The 15968-nt window shown below is 62.4% G+C and carries 15 protein-coding genes; 11 read left to right on the forward strand and 4 right to left on the reverse strand.

Going from position 1 to position 15968, the window contains the following annotated elements; translation table 11 throughout:
* Positions 1–86 precede the first annotated feature (86 nt).
* The 5 genes from rplQ to RQX22_RS03540 all read left to right on the forward strand — a co-directional run bounded on the left by rplQ (position 87) and on the right by RQX22_RS03540 (position 4554).
* Positions 87–512, forward strand: coding sequence for a 50S ribosomal protein L17 (gene rplQ, locus RQX22_RS03520; RefSeq protein WP_315723727.1), 426 nt, complete (start codon positions 87–89; stop codon positions 510–512).
* Positions 513–914: 402 nt separating this feature from the next.
* The gene (locus RQX22_RS03525; protein ID WP_315723729.1) at positions 915–1418 is read left to right on the forward strand and encodes a hypothetical protein; all 504 of its coding nucleotides are present in this window, start codon (positions 915–917) and stop codon (positions 1416–1418) included.
* A gap of 113 nt (positions 1419–1531) precedes the next feature.
* Positions 1532–3091, forward strand: coding sequence for a glutamine-hydrolyzing GMP synthase (gene guaA, locus RQX22_RS03530; protein ID WP_315723731.1), 1560 nt, complete (start codon positions 1532–1534; stop codon positions 3089–3091).
* Positions 3092–3169: 78 nt separating this feature from the next.
* Entirely contained in the window at positions 3170–3802 is a 633-nt protein-coding gene (locus RQX22_RS03535) for a dihydrofolate reductase family protein (RefSeq protein ID WP_315723732.1), read from the forward strand.
* Between the two features lie 188 nt (positions 3803–3990).
* Positions 3991–4554: a DNA-3-methyladenine glycosylase I gene (locus RQX22_RS03540; protein ID WP_315723733.1), complete on the forward strand. Its 564-nt coding sequence runs from the start codon at positions 3991–3993 to the stop codon at positions 4552–4554.
* On the opposite strand, the gene RQX22_RS03545 is transcribed toward RQX22_RS03540, so the two are convergent.
* Positions 4520–5914 carry a sulfatase-like hydrolase/transferase gene (locus tag RQX22_RS03545; RefSeq protein ID WP_315723734.1) on the reverse strand — a complete coding sequence of 465 codons (1395 nt, stop codon included), beginning with the start codon at positions 5912–5914 and terminating at the stop codon, positions 4520–4522. The two genes, RQX22_RS03540 and RQX22_RS03545, sit on opposite strands and share 35 nt — an antisense overlap.
* Positions 5915–6052: 138 nt before the next feature.
* On the opposite strand from RQX22_RS03545, the gene panB reads away from it, so the two are divergent.
* The 5 genes from panB (at position 6053) to RQX22_RS03570 (ending at position 11224) form a co-directional block, all read left to right on the forward strand.
* Entirely contained in the window at positions 6053–6910 is an 858-nt protein-coding gene (panB, locus tag RQX22_RS03550) for a 3-methyl-2-oxobutanoate hydroxymethyltransferase (protein WP_410001591.1), read from the forward strand.
* A gap of 146 nt (positions 6911–7056) precedes the next feature.
* Complete coding sequence (locus tag RQX22_RS03555) at positions 7057–7758, forward strand: tetratricopeptide repeat protein (RefSeq protein ID WP_315723735.1); 702 nt, start codon at positions 7057–7059, stop codon at positions 7756–7758.
* 5 nt (positions 7759–7763) lie between these two features.
* A complete protein-coding gene (locus tag RQX22_RS03560) occupies positions 7764–9083 on the forward strand; it encodes an outer membrane protein assembly factor BamB family protein (RefSeq protein WP_315723736.1) in 1320 nt (439 codons plus the stop codon).
* Between the two features lie 124 nt (positions 9084–9207).
* On the forward strand, positions 9208–10566 hold the full coding sequence (der, locus tag RQX22_RS03565) for a ribosome biogenesis GTPase Der (protein ID WP_315723737.1): 1359 nt from the start codon (positions 9208–9210) through the stop codon (positions 10564–10566).
* A gap of 253 nt (positions 10567–10819) precedes the next feature.
* Positions 10820–11224, forward strand: coding sequence for an Hpt domain-containing protein (locus RQX22_RS03570; protein WP_315723738.1), 405 nt, complete (start codon positions 10820–10822; stop codon positions 11222–11224).
* A 21-nt stretch (positions 11225–11245) separates the two neighbouring features.
* Here RQX22_RS03570 and RQX22_RS03575 read toward each other — a convergent pair whose 3' ends face one another.
* The gene (locus tag RQX22_RS03575) at positions 11246–12475 is read right to left on the reverse strand and encodes a DUF418 domain-containing protein (protein WP_315723739.1); all 1230 of its coding nucleotides are present in this window, start codon (positions 12473–12475) and stop codon (positions 11246–11248) included.
* Positions 12476–12634: 159 nt separating this feature from the next.
* Positions 12635–14851, reverse strand: coding sequence for a phosphoribosylformylglycinamidine synthase subunit PurL (gene purL, locus RQX22_RS03580; protein WP_315723740.1), 2217 nt, complete (start codon positions 14849–14851; stop codon positions 12635–12637).
* Positions 14852–14964: 113 nt separating this feature from the next.
* Between purL and RQX22_RS03585 the strand changes: the two genes are divergently transcribed.
* Complete coding sequence (locus RQX22_RS03585; protein WP_315723741.1) at positions 14965–15432, forward strand: VOC family protein; 468 nt, start codon at positions 14965–14967, stop codon at positions 15430–15432.
* Positions 15433–15469: 37 nt separating this feature from the next.
* Here the strand turns inward: RQX22_RS03585 and RQX22_RS03590 are convergent, their stop codons facing one another.
* On the reverse strand, positions 15470–15838 hold the full coding sequence (locus tag RQX22_RS03590) for a YajG family lipoprotein (RefSeq protein ID WP_315723742.1): 369 nt from the start codon (positions 15836–15838) through the stop codon (positions 15470–15472).
* Positions 15839–15968: the final 130 nt, after the last annotated feature.

Here is a 15968-nt window from a genome sequence, read left to right on the forward strand (position 1 = left end):
CCACTGGGGTTTGGGCGGCGCCCCTTCTTTGCCGCCTGGTCCGGGGTACCTGATACGGCCCCCGAACGAACTTAAGGAAGAAGAATATGCGTCATCGCGTCGCCGGCAGGAAGCTGCAGCGCACCTCTAGCCACCGAGCGGCCTTGTTCCGCAACATGGCGGCTGCGCTCATCAAGCATGAGCAGATCACCACCACGACCGCCAAGGCGAAGGAACTTCGCCCCTATGTCGAAAAGCTGATCACGCTTGCCAAGAAGGGTGGCCTCTCGAATCGTCGCCTCGCCCACGCTCGGTTGCTCGACGATACCCAGCTCAAGAAATTGTTCGACGTGCTGGCGCCGCGTTACGCGGATCGCCCCGGCGGTTACGCCCGCATCATCAAGGCCGGTATTCGCGCTTCCGACGCGGCGCCGATCGCGATCATCGAACTGGTTGATCGTGACGTCAGTGCGAAAGGGCAGGATTCCGGGCCGGTTCAAGGCGGCGAAGCTGACTTCGACGAAGCGGCCTGAGATCTTCGCGCGGCCGGTTCAGTCCAGCGAGTGCAATATGAAAGGGCCTCCTTCGCGAGGCCCTTTCTCTTTTGTGGGTGATACGCAAAGACAGGTGCCGATCGCCCACAATAACGAGCCGGCAGAGGCTGATCCTCGCCAGCGAGATCCGGCCACAATGGGTTCTCGGTCGGCTTGACGTTCTCCATCAGTGTCATGACACTCATCTGGTGCGGCTTTCCGGCGCCGCAAAGCGGAGCGATGGATCAGATGACGGTTGATCTTCTCTCACATCGTTCAGCTCCAGGAGTCTGAAAATGAACGGGGTCCTACGATCGAGTTCAGGACCGGCTCAGTCCGAACCTTCTAGAACGAACATAGCCCACATGTTTCGAGGGCGAGTTGTTCGACAGGAGGTTTGCCATGAAGGCTTTTTCTACATTCATCGCTGGCGCTGCCGCAGCAGCCATGCTCAGCGTACCGATGGCCGCGCCAGCCCAGGCGCAGTGGCGCCATGACCGTGACCGCGGCATCGATGCCGGCGACGTCATTGCCGGCGTGGCGATCCTGGGCGGGGCCGTTGCCATCGCCTCGGCTCTCGACAGCGACGGCAGGCGTTATGGTTACGGTTATCGTGACCGCTACCGCTACGGGTATAGCAATGCCGTCAACGCGTGTGGCCGCGAGGCCGACCGCTATGGTCGTGGCCGGGTTCGGATCCTGGACGTCGATCGACGCAGCAACAACAGCTATCGCGTCCGCGGCGTCATCGAGGGCGGCTATGACCGCTACGACCGCGGCTATGATCGTCGCTACGACCGGGATTATGGACGCTACGACCATGACCGACGGGATCGTGACAGCTTCACCTGCACAGCCCGCAGCAACGGCCGGATCACCCATTTCCGCGTCCGCGATCGCTACTAGGCGCCGGCAGGTCCGGCGGGCGTAATGTTCTCCGCCGGGGCTTTGCTGGACAGATATGCGCGCGAACCTTAGGGATCGCGCGCATATTTTTTGCATCAGGGCCAACCAGATCCATGACCGTCCAGCCTTCCGATTCCGTCCTGATCGTCGATTTCGGCAGCCAGGTGACGCAACTCATCGCGCGGCGGGTGCGGGAGGCGGGAGTCTATAGCGAGATCGCGCCGTTCAACCGCGCGGACGAAGCCTTTGAGAGGCTCCGTCCCAAGGGTATCATCCTGTCCGGCGGTCCGTCTTCGGTCATGTGGGACGATAGCCCGCGGGCGCCGCAGCATTTCTTCGGCGCCGGAATTCCTATTCTCGCCATCTGCTATGGGCAGCAGACGATGGCACATCAGCTCGGGGGCCGGGTGGCCCCTTCCGACAATCGGGAATTCGGCCGCGCTTTCATCGAGATCGTATCCGATTCCGTCCTGTTCGACGGTCTGTGGAAGCCGGGCGAATCGCACCAGGTCTGGATGAGTCATGGCGATCGGGTCGAAGCCTTGCCGGATGGGTTCAGCGTCGCTGCGCGATCCGAAGGTGCACCTTATGCCGTCGCCACCGACGAGGCGCGTCGTTTCTTCAGCCTGATGTTCCATCCGGAGGTCGTCCACACCCCCGACGGCGGCAAGCTGCTCGCCAATTTCGTCCGTCATGTCTGCGGGCTCGCCGGTGATTGGACCATGGCCGAATTCCGCGAAGCGAAGATCGCCGAGATCAAGGAGCAGGTTGGCAGCGGGCGCGTAATTTGCGGCTTGTCCGGGGGTGTCGACAGCGCCGTGGCGGCTGTCCTCATCCATGAAGCGATCGGGGATCAGCTGACCTGCGTGTTCGTCGACCATGGACTGATGCGGGCCAACGAGGCCGAGCAGGTCGTCAGCCTGTTCCGCAATCATTACAATATCCCGCTCGTCCATGCCGATGCCGAAGCGCTTTTCCTGGGCGGCCTCGCAGGAGTCACGGATCCGGAAGCCAAGCGGAAGTTCATCGGCAAGACCTTCATCGACATATTCGAGGAGGAGGCAGGAAAGATTGGCGGCGCCGAGTTCCTTGCCCAGGGCACTCTCTATCCCGATGTGATCGAAAGTGTCAGCTTCACCGGCGGGCCATCGGTGACGATCAAGAGTCATCACAATGTCGGCGGACTTCCGGAGCGGATGAACATGAAGCTCATCGAGCCGCTGCGGGAATTGTTCAAGGACGAGGTCCGCGCATTGGGCCGCGAGCTTGGACTGCCCAAAGCCTTTGTCGGCCGGCATCCTTTTCCGGGCCCCGGCCTCGCCATCCGCATCCCGGGCGAAGTCACCAAGGAGCGCTGCGATATCCTCCGCAAGGCCGATAGCATCTATCTCGAAGAGATCAGGAATGCCGGGCTCTACGACGCGATCTGGCAGGCCTTCGCCGTGCTCCTGCCGGTCAAGACGGTGGGCGTGATGGGTGACGGACGCACCTATGACAATGTCTGCGCGCTCAGGGCGGTGACGTCGACCGACGGCATGACGGCCGACATCTATCCGTTCGACGCTGCATTCCTCAGCCGGACCGCCACGCGCATCATCAACGAAGTGCGCGGCATCAATCGGGTGGTCTATGATTATACGTCGAAACCGCCTGGCACGATCGAGTGGGAATAAGCGAATAGGCTCGGGCCCCCGGCGAAAGCTTGTCTATCTGTTCCGGCCGCGGGCAGGATCCGTCGCGAGGAGGGTGCCATGAGAGACCTGATCCTGAAGATGGCTATCTCGGTCGACGGCTTCGTCAGCGACCTGGATGGCCGAAATGGATGGATGTTCGGCACCGACGAAGAGGCGAAGGCCTGGGCTGTCGAGGCGATCGGGCAGGCCGGACTCCACATCATGGGCAGCCGCACCTTCCATGACATGGCCGCTTATTGGCCTACCTCCACCGACATGTTCGCGCCGCCGATGAACCAAATTCCGAAGGCGGTCTTTTCACGACAGGGACCGGCTATCTTGCAGAAGGCGAACCTGACGGCGGCGCTCGGTGAGGCACGTGCCAAGGCGGGGAAGGGACAATCCGCGGAGCCGCAGCCCGGCGCGAACAGCTGGGCGGAGGCTTATGTGGCGAGCGGCAATTTGGCCGACGAGATCGCGATGCTGAAAGCCCAAGAGGGCAAGCCGATCATAGCCCATGGCGGAGTCGGCTTCGCCCGAAGTCTCGTCGCCCACGGACTGATCGACCAGTTCACCCTGCTCGTCGCCCCCGTGGCGCTCGGTCAAGGCCGGCCCTTATTTTCCGACCTTGCCGCACCGGCGCCTCTCGAGCTGGTCAGTTCGAAGGCCTTTCCGGGGGGCGCTGTGGCGCAGATCTATCGCACGGCTTGAACCCGCCGCAGCTCGACATCGATCGTCGGGAGCTGCTGGGTGCAAGGTTGCGCCTTCAACTGCCTGTCGGCGGAGCGTTCGGCGAAGGAACGCTGCAGCCACCTCCTTGGTCAACCCTCCCCTACGCTTGGGCGTCAGCGTCGCAGACAATCGTTGACGTCCTGCGCCGCGCGGCGCGACAAAGAGGGATGACAGACGACATGATTGCCGGCCAGCCCGTTCGCTGTGCCTGGGCACAAGGGGATCCGCTGATGCGGACTTATCATGACGAGGAATGGGGCGTCCCTCAGCGCGACGGCCGCATGCTGTGGGAAATGCTGATGCTGGAAGGGTTCCAGGCCGGCCTTGCCTGGATCATCATACTCCGCAAGCGGACAGCCTTTCGCGCGGCGTTCGCCGAGTTCGATCCCGCGCAGGTCGCGCGATTCGGGGAGGCGGACGTGGTTCGGCTGATGGGCGATGCCGGGATCGTACGCGCGCGCGCCAAGATCGAGGCAACCATCCGGGGCGCTCAAATCTATTGCGACATGGAAGATGGCGGCGAGAGCTTCACCGACTTCTGCTGGTCCTTCACCGACGGGCAGGTACTGTGCGGCGCTGGCACGCCTGTCGCCTCCTCGCCACTGTCCGAACGGATTTCAACGACGATGAAGAAGCGCGGCTTCAAATTCGTCGGCCCCACCATCGTCTATGCGTGGATGCAAGCCGTCGGCATCGTCAACGATCACGATCGGCGCTGTTTCCGGCGTTGATCCGCTGAACCGGCCTTTGATGGCGAAGCAGGAACCAATCGACCTTGCCGAGCAGGAATTTGTTCTTGGCGGCGCGTTCCCACAATGGCGTGTGATGGTCGCCGACGATGAGGATGTCGGTGGGCGGCAGCGCGGGATCGCTTGCGATCGCCGCCACCTGCTCCATCACCTCAACCCAATATTCGCCGAGCTGGCACACGGTTCGATTGTCGATGCGGGGACGGGCACCGGAACAACCCAGTCCGCCCCTCGTCTTCGGGACGAACGGGACGTGGGAATTGAGCGTCAGCCAATAGACGAATTTCGGCTGTCTTGACGGAGCCGTCAGCTCGCGCCGCACGACGCTCGCGACCTCATTGTCGCACAGGCCCAGGAAGACACTGCCGCAGGACGAAGGCGTCAACCTGCCATGGTCGCGCAATATATCCTTTTTGAAGTTCAAGCGGGCGAAGCCGATCTGCGGATACCAGTGATCGCGGGAGAACATGGACGGGACGAAGCCGTGATAGGCGATGCTTTGATAGCCTTTCCTGGCCAACCGGCGAGGCAGGCAGTCATAATCCCCTTTCGGCAGATAATCGACATAATCGCCCCACCGTCCGCAGAGCTCCCGCGATTCCCCGCCCGTCGTCGATCCCGAATAATGCGTGGTCCCGGTCTCGAATCGATAGCCGGATCGGTTGGCCGCGAGGCGCAACGACCGGGTGATGAGTCCCCGGTCGGCCGGATCGGCGAAGGCGCCCATTCCTTCGACCAGCACGACGAGAAGATTGTTTCCATTCGCTGCGACTCTGTCCGCCGTAAGACCGGTACGGCTGATCGCACTGTCAAAAGGGAGGCCGTCCGACCTGCCTTCGACAAAGGGGAAATTGGCGCTCAAATCGAGCAGCATCAGCAGCAAGGCGGCGATAGTCGCCGGAACCGGGGAGACATTCCTGAGCCGGGCGCGGTTTCGAGCCATCAGCCAGGCGGTCGCCAAGGCCGTTCCGATCATGATTGTCACCACCGCCAGGTAGAAACTCGAGGCGCCGACGTCGATCGAGGCCATGTAGCGCATGGACTTGAGCGCCGTGCCGACGGGGAGATGGAAGGCCGTGGCAATGATCAGTCCGAGATCCACGAACGCGGCGACGAGGAACAGCAGATAAATGGCCCACCGGGGCACAACGAAGGCCAGGAGACCGGCGACCAGAAAAAGCAATGGCGCGAGCAGGCGCTCGGCAATGTAGAAGGGCATGGCCACCAGGAAGAAAAGGTTCGGTAGCAGGCCGACGATCAGAGCGAACTGGATCGCTTCCCGGCTGAAGGGCTGGAACCGCTTTCTAGGCGCCGCTTCCATGGAGAGCGTGGAACTGGTCATCGCTGCGCCCTAGCCGAAACTCGTTAACCATTAATGGAGGGCATGGCAGGATGCTTTTTGCGTTGCAGCAAAGGAGTGATTAATAGGGTGAAGCGGGCCGCCGGCGCCGCCTCGTGCTGCAATCATCAGGCAGAAATCATGTCCACCTACACTATCGACACTTCCACCAGCCGCGCCAATCCTTCGCCCACGCCGATGAAAAGGCTGACTGTCCCGAAATTGCGGGAGATGAAAGGCAGGGAACCCATCGTCATGCTGACCGCCTATACGATGCGGATGGCGCAACTGCTCGATCCGCATTGCGACATATTGCTGGTGGGAGACAGCCTCGGTCAGGTCATTTACGGACTGCCGACGACAGTCCCGGTGACCATGGAGATGATGTGTGCGCATGGCGCGGCAGTAGTGCGGGGATCCTGGCACTCGGTGGTGGCCGTGGACATGCCGTTCGGCTCCTATGAGGCGAACCCGCAACAGGCATTTGAGAGCGCGGCCCGTATCCTGAAGGAAACAGGTGCGGCGGCCGTCAAGCTCGAGGGCGGCGAGGCGATGGCGGAAACGATCGCCTTCCTGACAGCCCGGGGCATTCCCGTCATCGGCCATGTCGGCCTCACTCCGCAGGCGGTGAACATGCTCGGCGGATATCGCGCGCGCGGCCGTGACGAGGCAGAATCTGACAAGATACTCGCCGACGCGCGTGCGGTATCGGAGGCGGGCTGCTTCCTGCTCGTCCTGGAAGGGGTGATGGAAGAAATTGCGGCGGAAGCGACCCGCGCCGTCGCTTGCCCGACCATCGGTATCGGCGCCTCGGCAAGCTGCGACGGGCAGGTACTTGTCACCGAGGATATGATGGGATTGTTCGAGCGTACGCCCCGTTTCGTCAAGCGCTATGACGATCTGGCGGGTCGCGTCACCGCCGCCGCCGCCGCTTATGCCGATGAAGTGCGCAATCGCGGCTTTCCCGGCGAGGAGCAAATCTACCGGTCGAAAAAGTGAAGCCCCTTCCGTTCGAGCCGCTGCCCCGGTAGAGGGTGCGCGAGGGCAAATTCCGGGCGCCGATCAATCCGTTCATCTTCGCGATCCCTTGTTCGTGCGAAGCTGTGGGAAAAAGGCGGGACCGGCGCGGTGTTTGGAGAATTAGATTGGCGATCAAGCCCAAGGATAATGAAGCCTTCTATCGCGAAGTCGACGAGGAGGTCAGGCGCGCGCAGCTGACGGGCTATTGGCACCGTTACGGCAAGGCGATGATCGTCGGAGTGGTGCTGTTGCTCGCGGGCCTTGGGGGCTTCCTCTACTGGCAGCACAACCAGAAGGTCGCCGCCGGCAAGAATGGCGAGGCGATGATCGCGGTATTCGATGATATCCAGGCGGGCAGGCGCAAGGAAGCAGGCGCGAAGCTCGATCGCCTCGCGAAGTCGGATTCTATAGGTTACCAGGCAGTCGCGACCTTGACCAAGGCGGATCTTGCCATCGATGCAGGCAATCAGGATGCTGCGATCGCGGCTTTCAGGACGGTTGCGGACGACCCGGATCTGCCGGAGGCCTATCGCAATCTCGCTTTGGTGCGGATGACAGCTCTTCAATTCGACACGCTCGATCCGGACGTAGTCATCAGCCGCCTGCGCCCACTCGCCAAGGCAGGCAATCCCTGGTTCGGCAGCGCCGGCGAAATGGTTGCCATCGCGCATATCAAGCAGAACAAACCTCAGCTTGCCGCTCCCATTTTCGCCGCATTGGCGAAGGATGAGGCTGTTCCGGAATCGCTTCGCTCCCGTGCCGTGCAGATGGCGGGGTCGCTGGGCGTTGACGCGATCCAGGAGCCGGCGAACCCAGTGAAGGAATGACCTACATGAAGCGAGTAGTGATCGCCCTGGCGGCTATCTCCATTCTTAGCGGCTGCGGCATCATCAAGGGCAAGAAGGGTCCCACGACCCCGACGGTCGGCGAACGGATCTCGGTGCTCGGCACCGAAGCGTCCATCGAAGTCGATCCCGCGCTCGCGGGAATTCCAGTCAGCATCCCCCCGGCCGTCACCAACACGGATTGGGCGCAGCTTGGCGGCAATGCCGCAAAGTCGATGACCCATGTCTCGCTAGGCACTGCGGTTGGCCAGGTCTGGTCGGTCAGCATCGGCGAGGGCAGCTCGACCAAGGGCAGATTGGGTGCCGGTCCCGTGGTCGGCGGCGGCAAGATCTTCACAATCGACACCCAGGCCGAAGTGCGCGCGATCAGCCCGGAAAATGGCGCCACCTTGTGGAGAACCCGCGTGGGTGTCGACGGCGAGAATTCGGGCTCGCTGTTCGGCGGCGGCGTCAGCTTTGACGGCGGCCGCGTCTATGCCACCAGCGGATTGGGCCATGTCGTCGCGCTGGATGCCAGCAATGGCGCGGTGATCTGGCGGGTTCAGCCGGGCGGCCCGTTGCGCGGTGCGCCAACCATCGCCAACGACAATGTCTATGTGGTGAGCCAGGACAATCAGCTTTACGCCCTGAATCCCGCTGACGGCAAGCTTCGCTGGACAGGCTCGGGAACCGTGGAACTGGCGGGTGTGTTCGGGACGGCTGCTCCAGCTGCATCGCAAGGCACGGTGGTCGCCGGATTCTCTTCCGGCGAACTCAATGCCTATCGCTACGAAAATGGCCGGGTCGTCTGGCAGGATGCACTGGCGCGCACCAGCATCTCAACGGCGGTCGGCACGCTGTCCGACATCGATGCCGATCCGGTCATCGACAATGGCAGGGTCTATGCGATCGGCCAGGGCGGCCGCATGGTCGCCATGGAGCTCAATACGGGCCAGCGCGTGTGGGAAATCAACGCCGCCGGCATTGCGACTCCCTGGGTCGCCGGGGAATGGATCTTCGTGGTCACCGATCAGGCCAAGCTGCTCGCCATCGCCCGTGCCACCGGCAAGGTCCGCTGGATGACCCAACTCCTTCGCTACCGCGATGAAGAGGATAAGAAGGGCCCGATCAGTTGGGTGGGACCGATCCTGGCCGGGGACAGGCTTATCCTGGCGAGTTCGGTCGGGCATCTGGTCAACGTCTCGCCTACCGATGGGGCGATCCAGTCGATCGTCAACACCAAGGATCCGATATCGCTGCAGCCGGCTGTGGCCAACAACACCCTCTACATTCTGCACGATAATGGACAGCTCACCGCCTGGCGGTGACCGGCGCCGATCCTGCGCTTCGCGACCGGTGGGTCGAAGCCGGGAACATATTGGTGCTTTGGGTGCCGCTGAAACGATCAACGTTCGGTTGACCCTAACCGGCTGAATGGGCAGGGCTGGCGTCATGGCCAAGCTGCCCCTCGTCGCGATCGTCGGCCGGCCCAATGTCGGTAAGTCGACCTTGTTCAACCGGCTCGTCGGTCGGAAATTGGCGCTCGTGGACGATCGTCCCGGCGTGACACGGGATCGCCGAGAGGGCGACGCCACCTTGCTCGGGCTGGATTTCCGGGTGATCGACACGGCCGGATATGAGGATGAGGATCCGGTGACGCTTCCTGGCAGGATGCGCACGCAGACGATGGCGGCAGTGCGCGAGGCCGACGCCGCCTTGTTCCTGATCGATGCCCGGGCCGGGCTGACGCCGCTCGATGAGGAAATCGCCCGCTGGCTGCGGAGCGAGACCACGCCCGTCATCCTGGCCGCCAACAAGGCGGAAGGCAAAGCAGGGGAAAGCGGCGTTCTCGAATCCTGGGCCCTGGGCCTGGGCGAGCCGATCCCGATGAGCGCCGAGCATGGTGAAGGCGTGGTCGACCTGTTCGAGCATTTGCGTCCCTATATCGAACGCGATGGCGACGATGATGCGGATGAGGGCGACGAAGAGGGGCCGCTCAAGCTCGCCATCGTCGGCCGCCCCAATGCCGGCAAGTCTACCCTCATCAACCGCATCCTCAGCCAGGACAGGCTGATCACCGGCCCGGAGGCGGGCATCACCCGCGATTCGATCGCGATCGACTGGGTGTGGACCGCGCCGGATGGTCAGGTCCGGCCGGTGCGCCTGATCGACACGGCCGGGATGCGCAAGAAAGCCAAGGTCGAGGACAAATTGGAGAAATTGTCCGTCGCCGACGCCCGGCGCGCGGTCGATTTTGCCGAAGTCGTCGTTTTGCTGCTGGATGGCACGCGTGGCCTGGAGGCGCAGGATTTGAGGATAGCCGACAATGTCCTCAAGGAAGGACGGGCGCTTGTCATCGCCATCAACAAGTGGGACGTGGCGGAGGGCCAGAGCGCGTTGTTCAACGGCATCAAGGCTGCTCTGGAGGAAGGACTGAGCCAGGCGCGGGGCGTGCCGCTGCTCACCGTATCGGGCAAAACCGGGAAGGGGCTCGATCAGCTGCTGGCCGTCGCCTTCGAGACGCGGGAAACCTGGTCCAAGCGGGTGTCCACCGGCCAGCTCAACCGCTGGTTCGAGGAAGCGATCGAACGCAACCCGCCACCTGCGCCTAGTGGCCGGCGGATCAAGCTCCGCTATATTACCCAGGTCAGCACCCGGCCGCCGAGCTTCGTGATCTTTGGGACCAGGGTCGATCAGCTGCCTGACAGTTATTTGCGCTATCTGGTCAATGGCATGCGCAAGGAGCTCGGATTCGGTGCGGTGCCGGTGCGTCTGACCGCCCGCGCCGCGCGCAACCCGTTCGACACGTGAGTGATGAACACGGCGATCGAGGACGCGCCGGCTGCAATGGCCGCTTGACCGCCATCCGTCTCAGCCGAAAGCATGCCAAATAGACCGCCGCGACCGGATATTGGTTGGTGATCCGGTACCATCGCCAGGCTTTGACCGCGGCGTGCCGGGCCATCGCTCGCCGACAATGAAATTCTTCCCTTCGACATACGAATGAGGCGAGCCGTCAACCGGCTGTTTACCCCATCGCCTTATAGATGACGCCGTGGACAATATGACCGATGATTTCGACGCGAGCGTCGACTGGGAAGTCTTTTCCCGAACGCGGACCGAACTCGGCGCGGCTTTCGTTCGCATTCTCAGCTATTTCCGGGAGGATGGGGAAAAGGCCGTGGCCAGGATCGAAGAAGCGATGCAGCGCCGCGACGCCGTGGCCCTGGTGATACCAGCCCATACGCTCAAGTCGGAAGCCCGGCAGTTCGGTGCCGATCCGCTGGGCGACCTGGCCGAGCTGATCGAAATCGAAGGCCGGCGATCTGTGGAGATGCGCCTCTTCCCGGACGATCTCATTCCCGAAGTTGCCAAGCTCCGGCCGCTCTATCTCAGCACGATCGAGCAGCTCGAAAAGGAGGCAAATCCTCTCCGCCAGCGCCGTCCTGCGGCCGACGGGATCGTATAAACATTTGAACAGAGCGGGCGTTCAAGCCCTTCGCATCGGCTGAAATGCGCCACGGGCGAGGCTCCGCCACAGCCATTCGAGTGGTCCGTAGCGAAAATGGTCGAGCCAGAGCTTGCTCCACACCAGGATCAGCAACCACATTGCCAGAACCGGCAGATAGACTTCGGCACGACCCATTCGGCCGTAAAGGCCGAAGCCATATCCATAGAAGAAGGTCGTCATCACCATGCTGGTCGCCAGATAATTGGTGAAGGCGGCGCGTCCCACGGCAGCGATCAGACCGGACCAAGCCCGACCATGTCCCGAAATCAGGATGATAAGGGCTGCGAGTGCAACGATCATGATTGGTCTGAGCGGCGTGGTGGCGCCAAGCGACAGTGCGGCTACCAAAGCAGGGTCGAAGCCTGATCGGATGATCAGCACGGCGAGGATCCCGAACGAAGGCGTGGCGACGGCGAATCCGATCGTTGCCCATCTTCGGTATCGCGCGGCTTCCCATGCGCCGGTGAGGAAGCCGCTTTTCAACCCCGCCATGCCCATCAGCATGTAGCCCAATGTTTCCGGCCCGACGAACGTCAAGCTGTTGACCAGCGAGGTTGAATTGTGAAGCCGATCGATCACGAGCGGAAGATAGGGGCCGCGGTGAAGGGCGAGGTCGGCGTCAAGTTCGGCGGGCGGGAGCGGACCCAATTGGGACCGCATCGCTTCCCAGCGAAGGATCGCCTGGCTTCCTGTTTCGGAAGATGCGGCGTCGCGTGCGGCTTCGATGAAGCGCGCTCCGGTCAAGGCCATCAGCGCCGTCTCGATGGCGATGAAGCCGATACCGTAAAGGGCCAGCTTGCCGGCCGGCTGGTGCCTGAAAGCGAAGGCGACCAGGCCGATCATGGCGTAATGGGCCAATATGTCGCCCCACCAGATGAGCCAGAAATGTAGGAGGCCGAACAGCAACAACCAGGCCATGCGGCGAAAATGGACCGCGCCTGGATCTTCGCCTTTCGCTTCGGCCCGGTCGATGACCAACAACAGGCTGGCACCGAACAGGAAGGAGAAGAGGCCTCGCATCCTGCCGTCGACGAAGATGAAGTTGAATGTCCAGGCAGCGAGGTCGAGGCCGGTCGATCCCCCATAAGCGGCTGGATTGGAATAAGCCGGTTCGGGCATTGAAAAGCCGATGATGTTCATCGCAAGAATGCCCATCACCGCGACCCCGCGCAGGATGTCCAGTGTGACGACGCGGGCGCCTGTTTCCATCTGTCTTCCCTGAGGTCGGCCGACAGGCCTGTCGCTAAACGTTTGAGTAGAGCCTGATCCACGTCATCGGTGGAAGCGCGAAGCACGTCCACCTCAAACGATCAAATCCAGGCGGGAGTGCCTGCAACGTGCAAACGTGAATCGTGCCGAACCCGAAGGTCAGGCGATTGCGGGCTCACCGCGCATCAGCGAGGGAAAGAAATCCTCATGCGCCGTTCTGAGGCTGGCAAGCGGAACAGTTTCTCCCTCTGGCAGGACGAGTGCATCGCCGCCAACATTGCCCAGACGGGTGATCTGGATTCCGGCCCGGCCTGCCGCGTCGAGCAGTGCCCCCTCGGTGTCGCCCGCAACCGTGACGACATAGCGCGCCTGATCCTCGCCGAACCAGCCCCCCGGTCCGGCAATTGCCGGGCCGTCCAGCGTCGCGCCGATTCCTCCGGCCAGCGTCATTTCGGCGATCGCAACCAACAGCCCGCCATCGGATATGTCATGGACATTCCTCGTCAGGCCTTGATCGATGAGGGCGCGGACGAAGTCTCCTGCCTTCTTTTCCGCGGCCAGATCGACGGGCGGTGGCGGACCTTCTTCGCGCCCCGCAATCTCGCGCAGCCAGATCGATTGACCGAGATGGCCATTTCCCGCCTCACCGACGAGGAATATGGCATCACCGGCTTGCCCGAAGCCGACGCGCGCCGAGCGGCGCCAGTCCGCGAGCAGCCCGATGCCGCCGATTGCCGGCGTCGGCAAGATCGCGCTCCCGCTTCCATCGTCATTCTTGGTCTCGTTGTAGAGGCTGACATTGCCGGACACGATCGGCATGTCGAGCACGCGGCAAGCCTCGGCCATCCCCTCGATGCAACCGACGAATTGTCCCATAATCTCCGGCCGCTGCGGGTTGCCGAAGTTCATGCAATCCGTCGTCGCCAGGGGCTTCGCCCCGACAGCCGTCAGGTTGCGATAGCATTCCGCGATAGCCTGTTTCCCGCCTTCGAACGGATCGGCGAAACAATAACGGGGGGTCACGTCGGTAGAGATGGCAAGCGCCTTTTCGGTCCCGTGGACGCGAACCAAAGCGGCGTCGCCGCCCGGGCGCTGGACGGTATCGGCGCCGACCATGTGATCATATTGCTCCCAGATCCAGCGGCGGCTGGCGAGATCGGGCGAGCCCAGAAGCCGGATTAGATCCTGGGCGGCGCTTCCCGCCGTCGGGACGGGGTCGAGCGGCGCCGGCGCCGGCGTCCGCACCCAGGGGCGCTCGTAACAGGGCGCTTCGTCTGCCAGTGGCGCAAGCGGGATATCGGCGGCAATTTCTCCATTCCATCTCAGCACCATATGGCCGGTCTCGGTCACGCGGCCGATAACGGCAAAATCCAGCTCCCATTTATGGAAGATTGCCTCTGCCTCGCCTTCGCGACCAGGCTTCAGCACCATCAGCATCCGCTCCTGCGACTCGGACAGCATCATCTCGTAAGGTGTCATGCCTTCCTCGCGGCAAGGCACTTTATTCATGTCGAGTTCAATGCCGACCCCTCCTTTTGAGGCCATCTCCACGGACGATGAAGTGAGGCCGGCGGCGCCCATGTCCTGGATGGCCACGATCGCATCTGATGCCATGAGCTCGAGACAGGCCTCAATCAGCAACTTCTCGGTGAAGGGATCGCCGACCTGGACGGTCGGGCGCTTTTCTTCGCTGTCTTCCGAGAAATCGGCCGAGGCCATGGTCGCGCCATGGATGCCGTCGCGGCCGGTCTTTGATCCCACATAAACGATCGGATTGCCGGCACCCGACGCGGCCGAATAGAAGATCTTATCGGTCTGGGCGATGCCGACGGTCATCGCGTTGACCAGGATGTTGCCGTCATAGGCCCGATGGAAATTCACTTCTCCACCGACCGTGGGCACGCCGACGCAATTGCCGTAGCCGCCGATTCCCGAAACAACGCCGGCGATCAGGTGTCGCATCTTGGGATGGTCCGGACGACCGAAGCGGAGCGCGTTCAGGTTGGCGATGGGCCGGGCACCCATCGTGAAGACGTCGCGCAATATTCCGCCGACTCCGGTCGCGGCGCCCTGAAAGGGCTCGATATAGCTCGGGTGGTTGTGGCTCTCCATCTTGAAGATTGCTGCCTGGCCATCGCCTATGTCGACCACGCCTGCATTCTCGCCGGGGCCGCAGATCACCTGTGGCCCGGTAGTCGGAAGTTTCTTCAGATGGATGCGCGAGCTCTTATAGGAGCAATGTTCGGACCACATGACCGAAAAGATGCCGAGCTCGGTCAGGTTCGGCTCGCGTCCCATGGCATGGAGGACATGCTCATATTCTTCGGGGGAAAGGCCGTGCTCGGCGACGATCTCGGGCGTGATGGATTCGGTCATGGCGGCCGTTTAGCGGGGCAGGCGGAGCTTGTCTAAGCGCCCTTTCGCCTTGCGTCCCGCGCCCGCCGGGAAGATATTGCCGGCTCCCCAGTATCAGCACAAGGAACAGGCTGATGGCGAAGCCAATTCCCGACGGATATCACAGTGTCACTCCCTATGTCATCGTCGACGACGGCAATGCGGCGATCGGCTTCTACAAGGAAGCCTTTGGCGCAACAGAGCTGCTCAGGCTGCCTATGGGGGACAGGATCGCCCATGCCGAAATAAGGATCGGCGATTCCGTCGTCATGCTGGCCGACGAGATGCACGATATGGGCTTATTGGGTCCCAAGGCACGCGGTGGATGCACGGCCGGGATGATGATCTATGTCGAGGATGTCGATGCTGCATTTCCGCGCGCCATTGCCGCGGGGGGGAAGGTCGAAAGGGAGGTTCAGGACCAGTTTTACGGCGACCGTTCGGGCACGCTGGTCGATCCGTTCGGCCATCGCTGGACGCTTTCGACCCATGTCGAGGACGTGCCCGAAGAAGAAATGCAGCGGCGTATGGCTGCCTTTGCCGCAGATTCCGGCAGCACCTGATCAGGCGCTGCTTGTTATCGTGGACGCGCCAGCGCGCTCAGGCCTTGCAGCTTTGCGTGCCCTTGCCGGGCGCGGTTACGGTGACTTGCGCCGCATTCTCGCTGATCGACCATCCTTCGGCCGTATAAGGCGGTTTGCCGTCGACGGCCGTTAGGACCGTCGTCTCACCGTCCCTCTTGGTGCGGGCGCGGGCCGAATCATTGGTATAGAAATCGACATAGAGCAGGCTGTTGTCCTTGCAGCGATAGGTCCGGCTCGCCTGGATCATCGGTGGTGCTTCAACGGGAGCGGCATTCTTGAGCGCTTCGGCCTGGGGATCGTTGAGGCCCCCGGTGATGGTTTCGGGCTCGTTGTCGCATCCGGCCAAGACGAGAAGGGCGGCGGCAGGGATAAAAAGCTTTTTCATGGCGCCCAATTCGCGAGTGCGGCAGCCAAGGTCAAGGGGTTTTGCGAGCGTTTCGCAAACTGTCCCAAGGTTCGACATGTCGTGACAGCATCCTGGCTCGTAAATGCATCTCCTTGTTCCGCTGCGTGGC

Origin of the sequence: Sphingosinicella rhizophila (assembly GCF_032378825.1) — a bacterium.
In the GTDB taxonomy this organism is placed as follows: domain Bacteria; phylum Pseudomonadota; class Alphaproteobacteria; order Sphingomonadales; family Sphingomonadaceae; genus Allosphingosinicella; species Allosphingosinicella rhizophila.

Coding starts and splice junctions, on each gene's coding strand:
- rplQ (WP_315723727.1), top strand. CDS start 87: ATGCGTCATCGCGTCGCCGGCAGGAAGCTGCAGCGCACCTCTAGCCAC.
- RQX22_RS03525 (WP_315723729.1), top strand. CDS start 915: ATGAAGGCTTTTTCTACATTCATCGCTGGCGCTGCCGCAGCAGCCATG.
- guaA (WP_315723731.1), top strand. CDS start 1,532: ATGACCGTCCAGCCTTCCGATTCCGTCCTGATCGTCGATTTCGGCAGC.
- RQX22_RS03535 (WP_315723732.1), top strand. CDS start 3,170: ATGAGAGACCTGATCCTGAAGATGGCTATCTCGGTCGACGGCTTCGTC.
- RQX22_RS03540 (WP_315723733.1), top strand. CDS start 3,991: ATGACAGACGACATGATTGCCGGCCAGCCCGTTCGCTGTGCCTGGGCA.
- RQX22_RS03545 (WP_315723734.1), bottom strand. CDS start 5,914: ATGACCAGTTCCACGCTCTCCATGGAAGCGGCGCCTAGAAAGCGGTTC.
- panB (WP_410001591.1), top strand. CDS start 6,053: ATGTCCACCTACACTATCGACACTTCCACCAGCCGCGCCAATCCTTCG.
- RQX22_RS03560 (WP_315723736.1), top strand. CDS start 7,764: ATGAAGCGAGTAGTGATCGCCCTGGCGGCTATCTCCATTCTTAGCGGC.
- der (WP_315723737.1), top strand. CDS start 9,208: ATGGCCAAGCTGCCCCTCGTCGCGATCGTCGGCCGGCCCAATGTCGGT.
- RQX22_RS03570 (WP_315723738.1), top strand. CDS start 10,820: ATGACCGATGATTTCGACGCGAGCGTCGACTGGGAAGTCTTTTCCCGA.
- RQX22_RS03575 (WP_315723739.1), bottom strand. CDS start 12,475: ATGGAAACAGGCGCCCGCGTCGTCACACTGGACATCCTGCGCGGGGTC.
- purL (WP_315723740.1), bottom strand. CDS start 14,851: ATGACCGAATCCATCACGCCCGAGATCGTCGCCGAGCACGGCCTTTCC.
- RQX22_RS03585 (WP_315723741.1), top strand. CDS start 14,965: ATGGCGAAGCCAATTCCCGACGGATATCACAGTGTCACTCCCTATGTC.
- RQX22_RS03590 (WP_315723742.1), bottom strand. CDS start 15,838: ATGAAAAAGCTTTTTATCCCTGCCGCCGCCCTTCTCGTCTTGGCCGGA.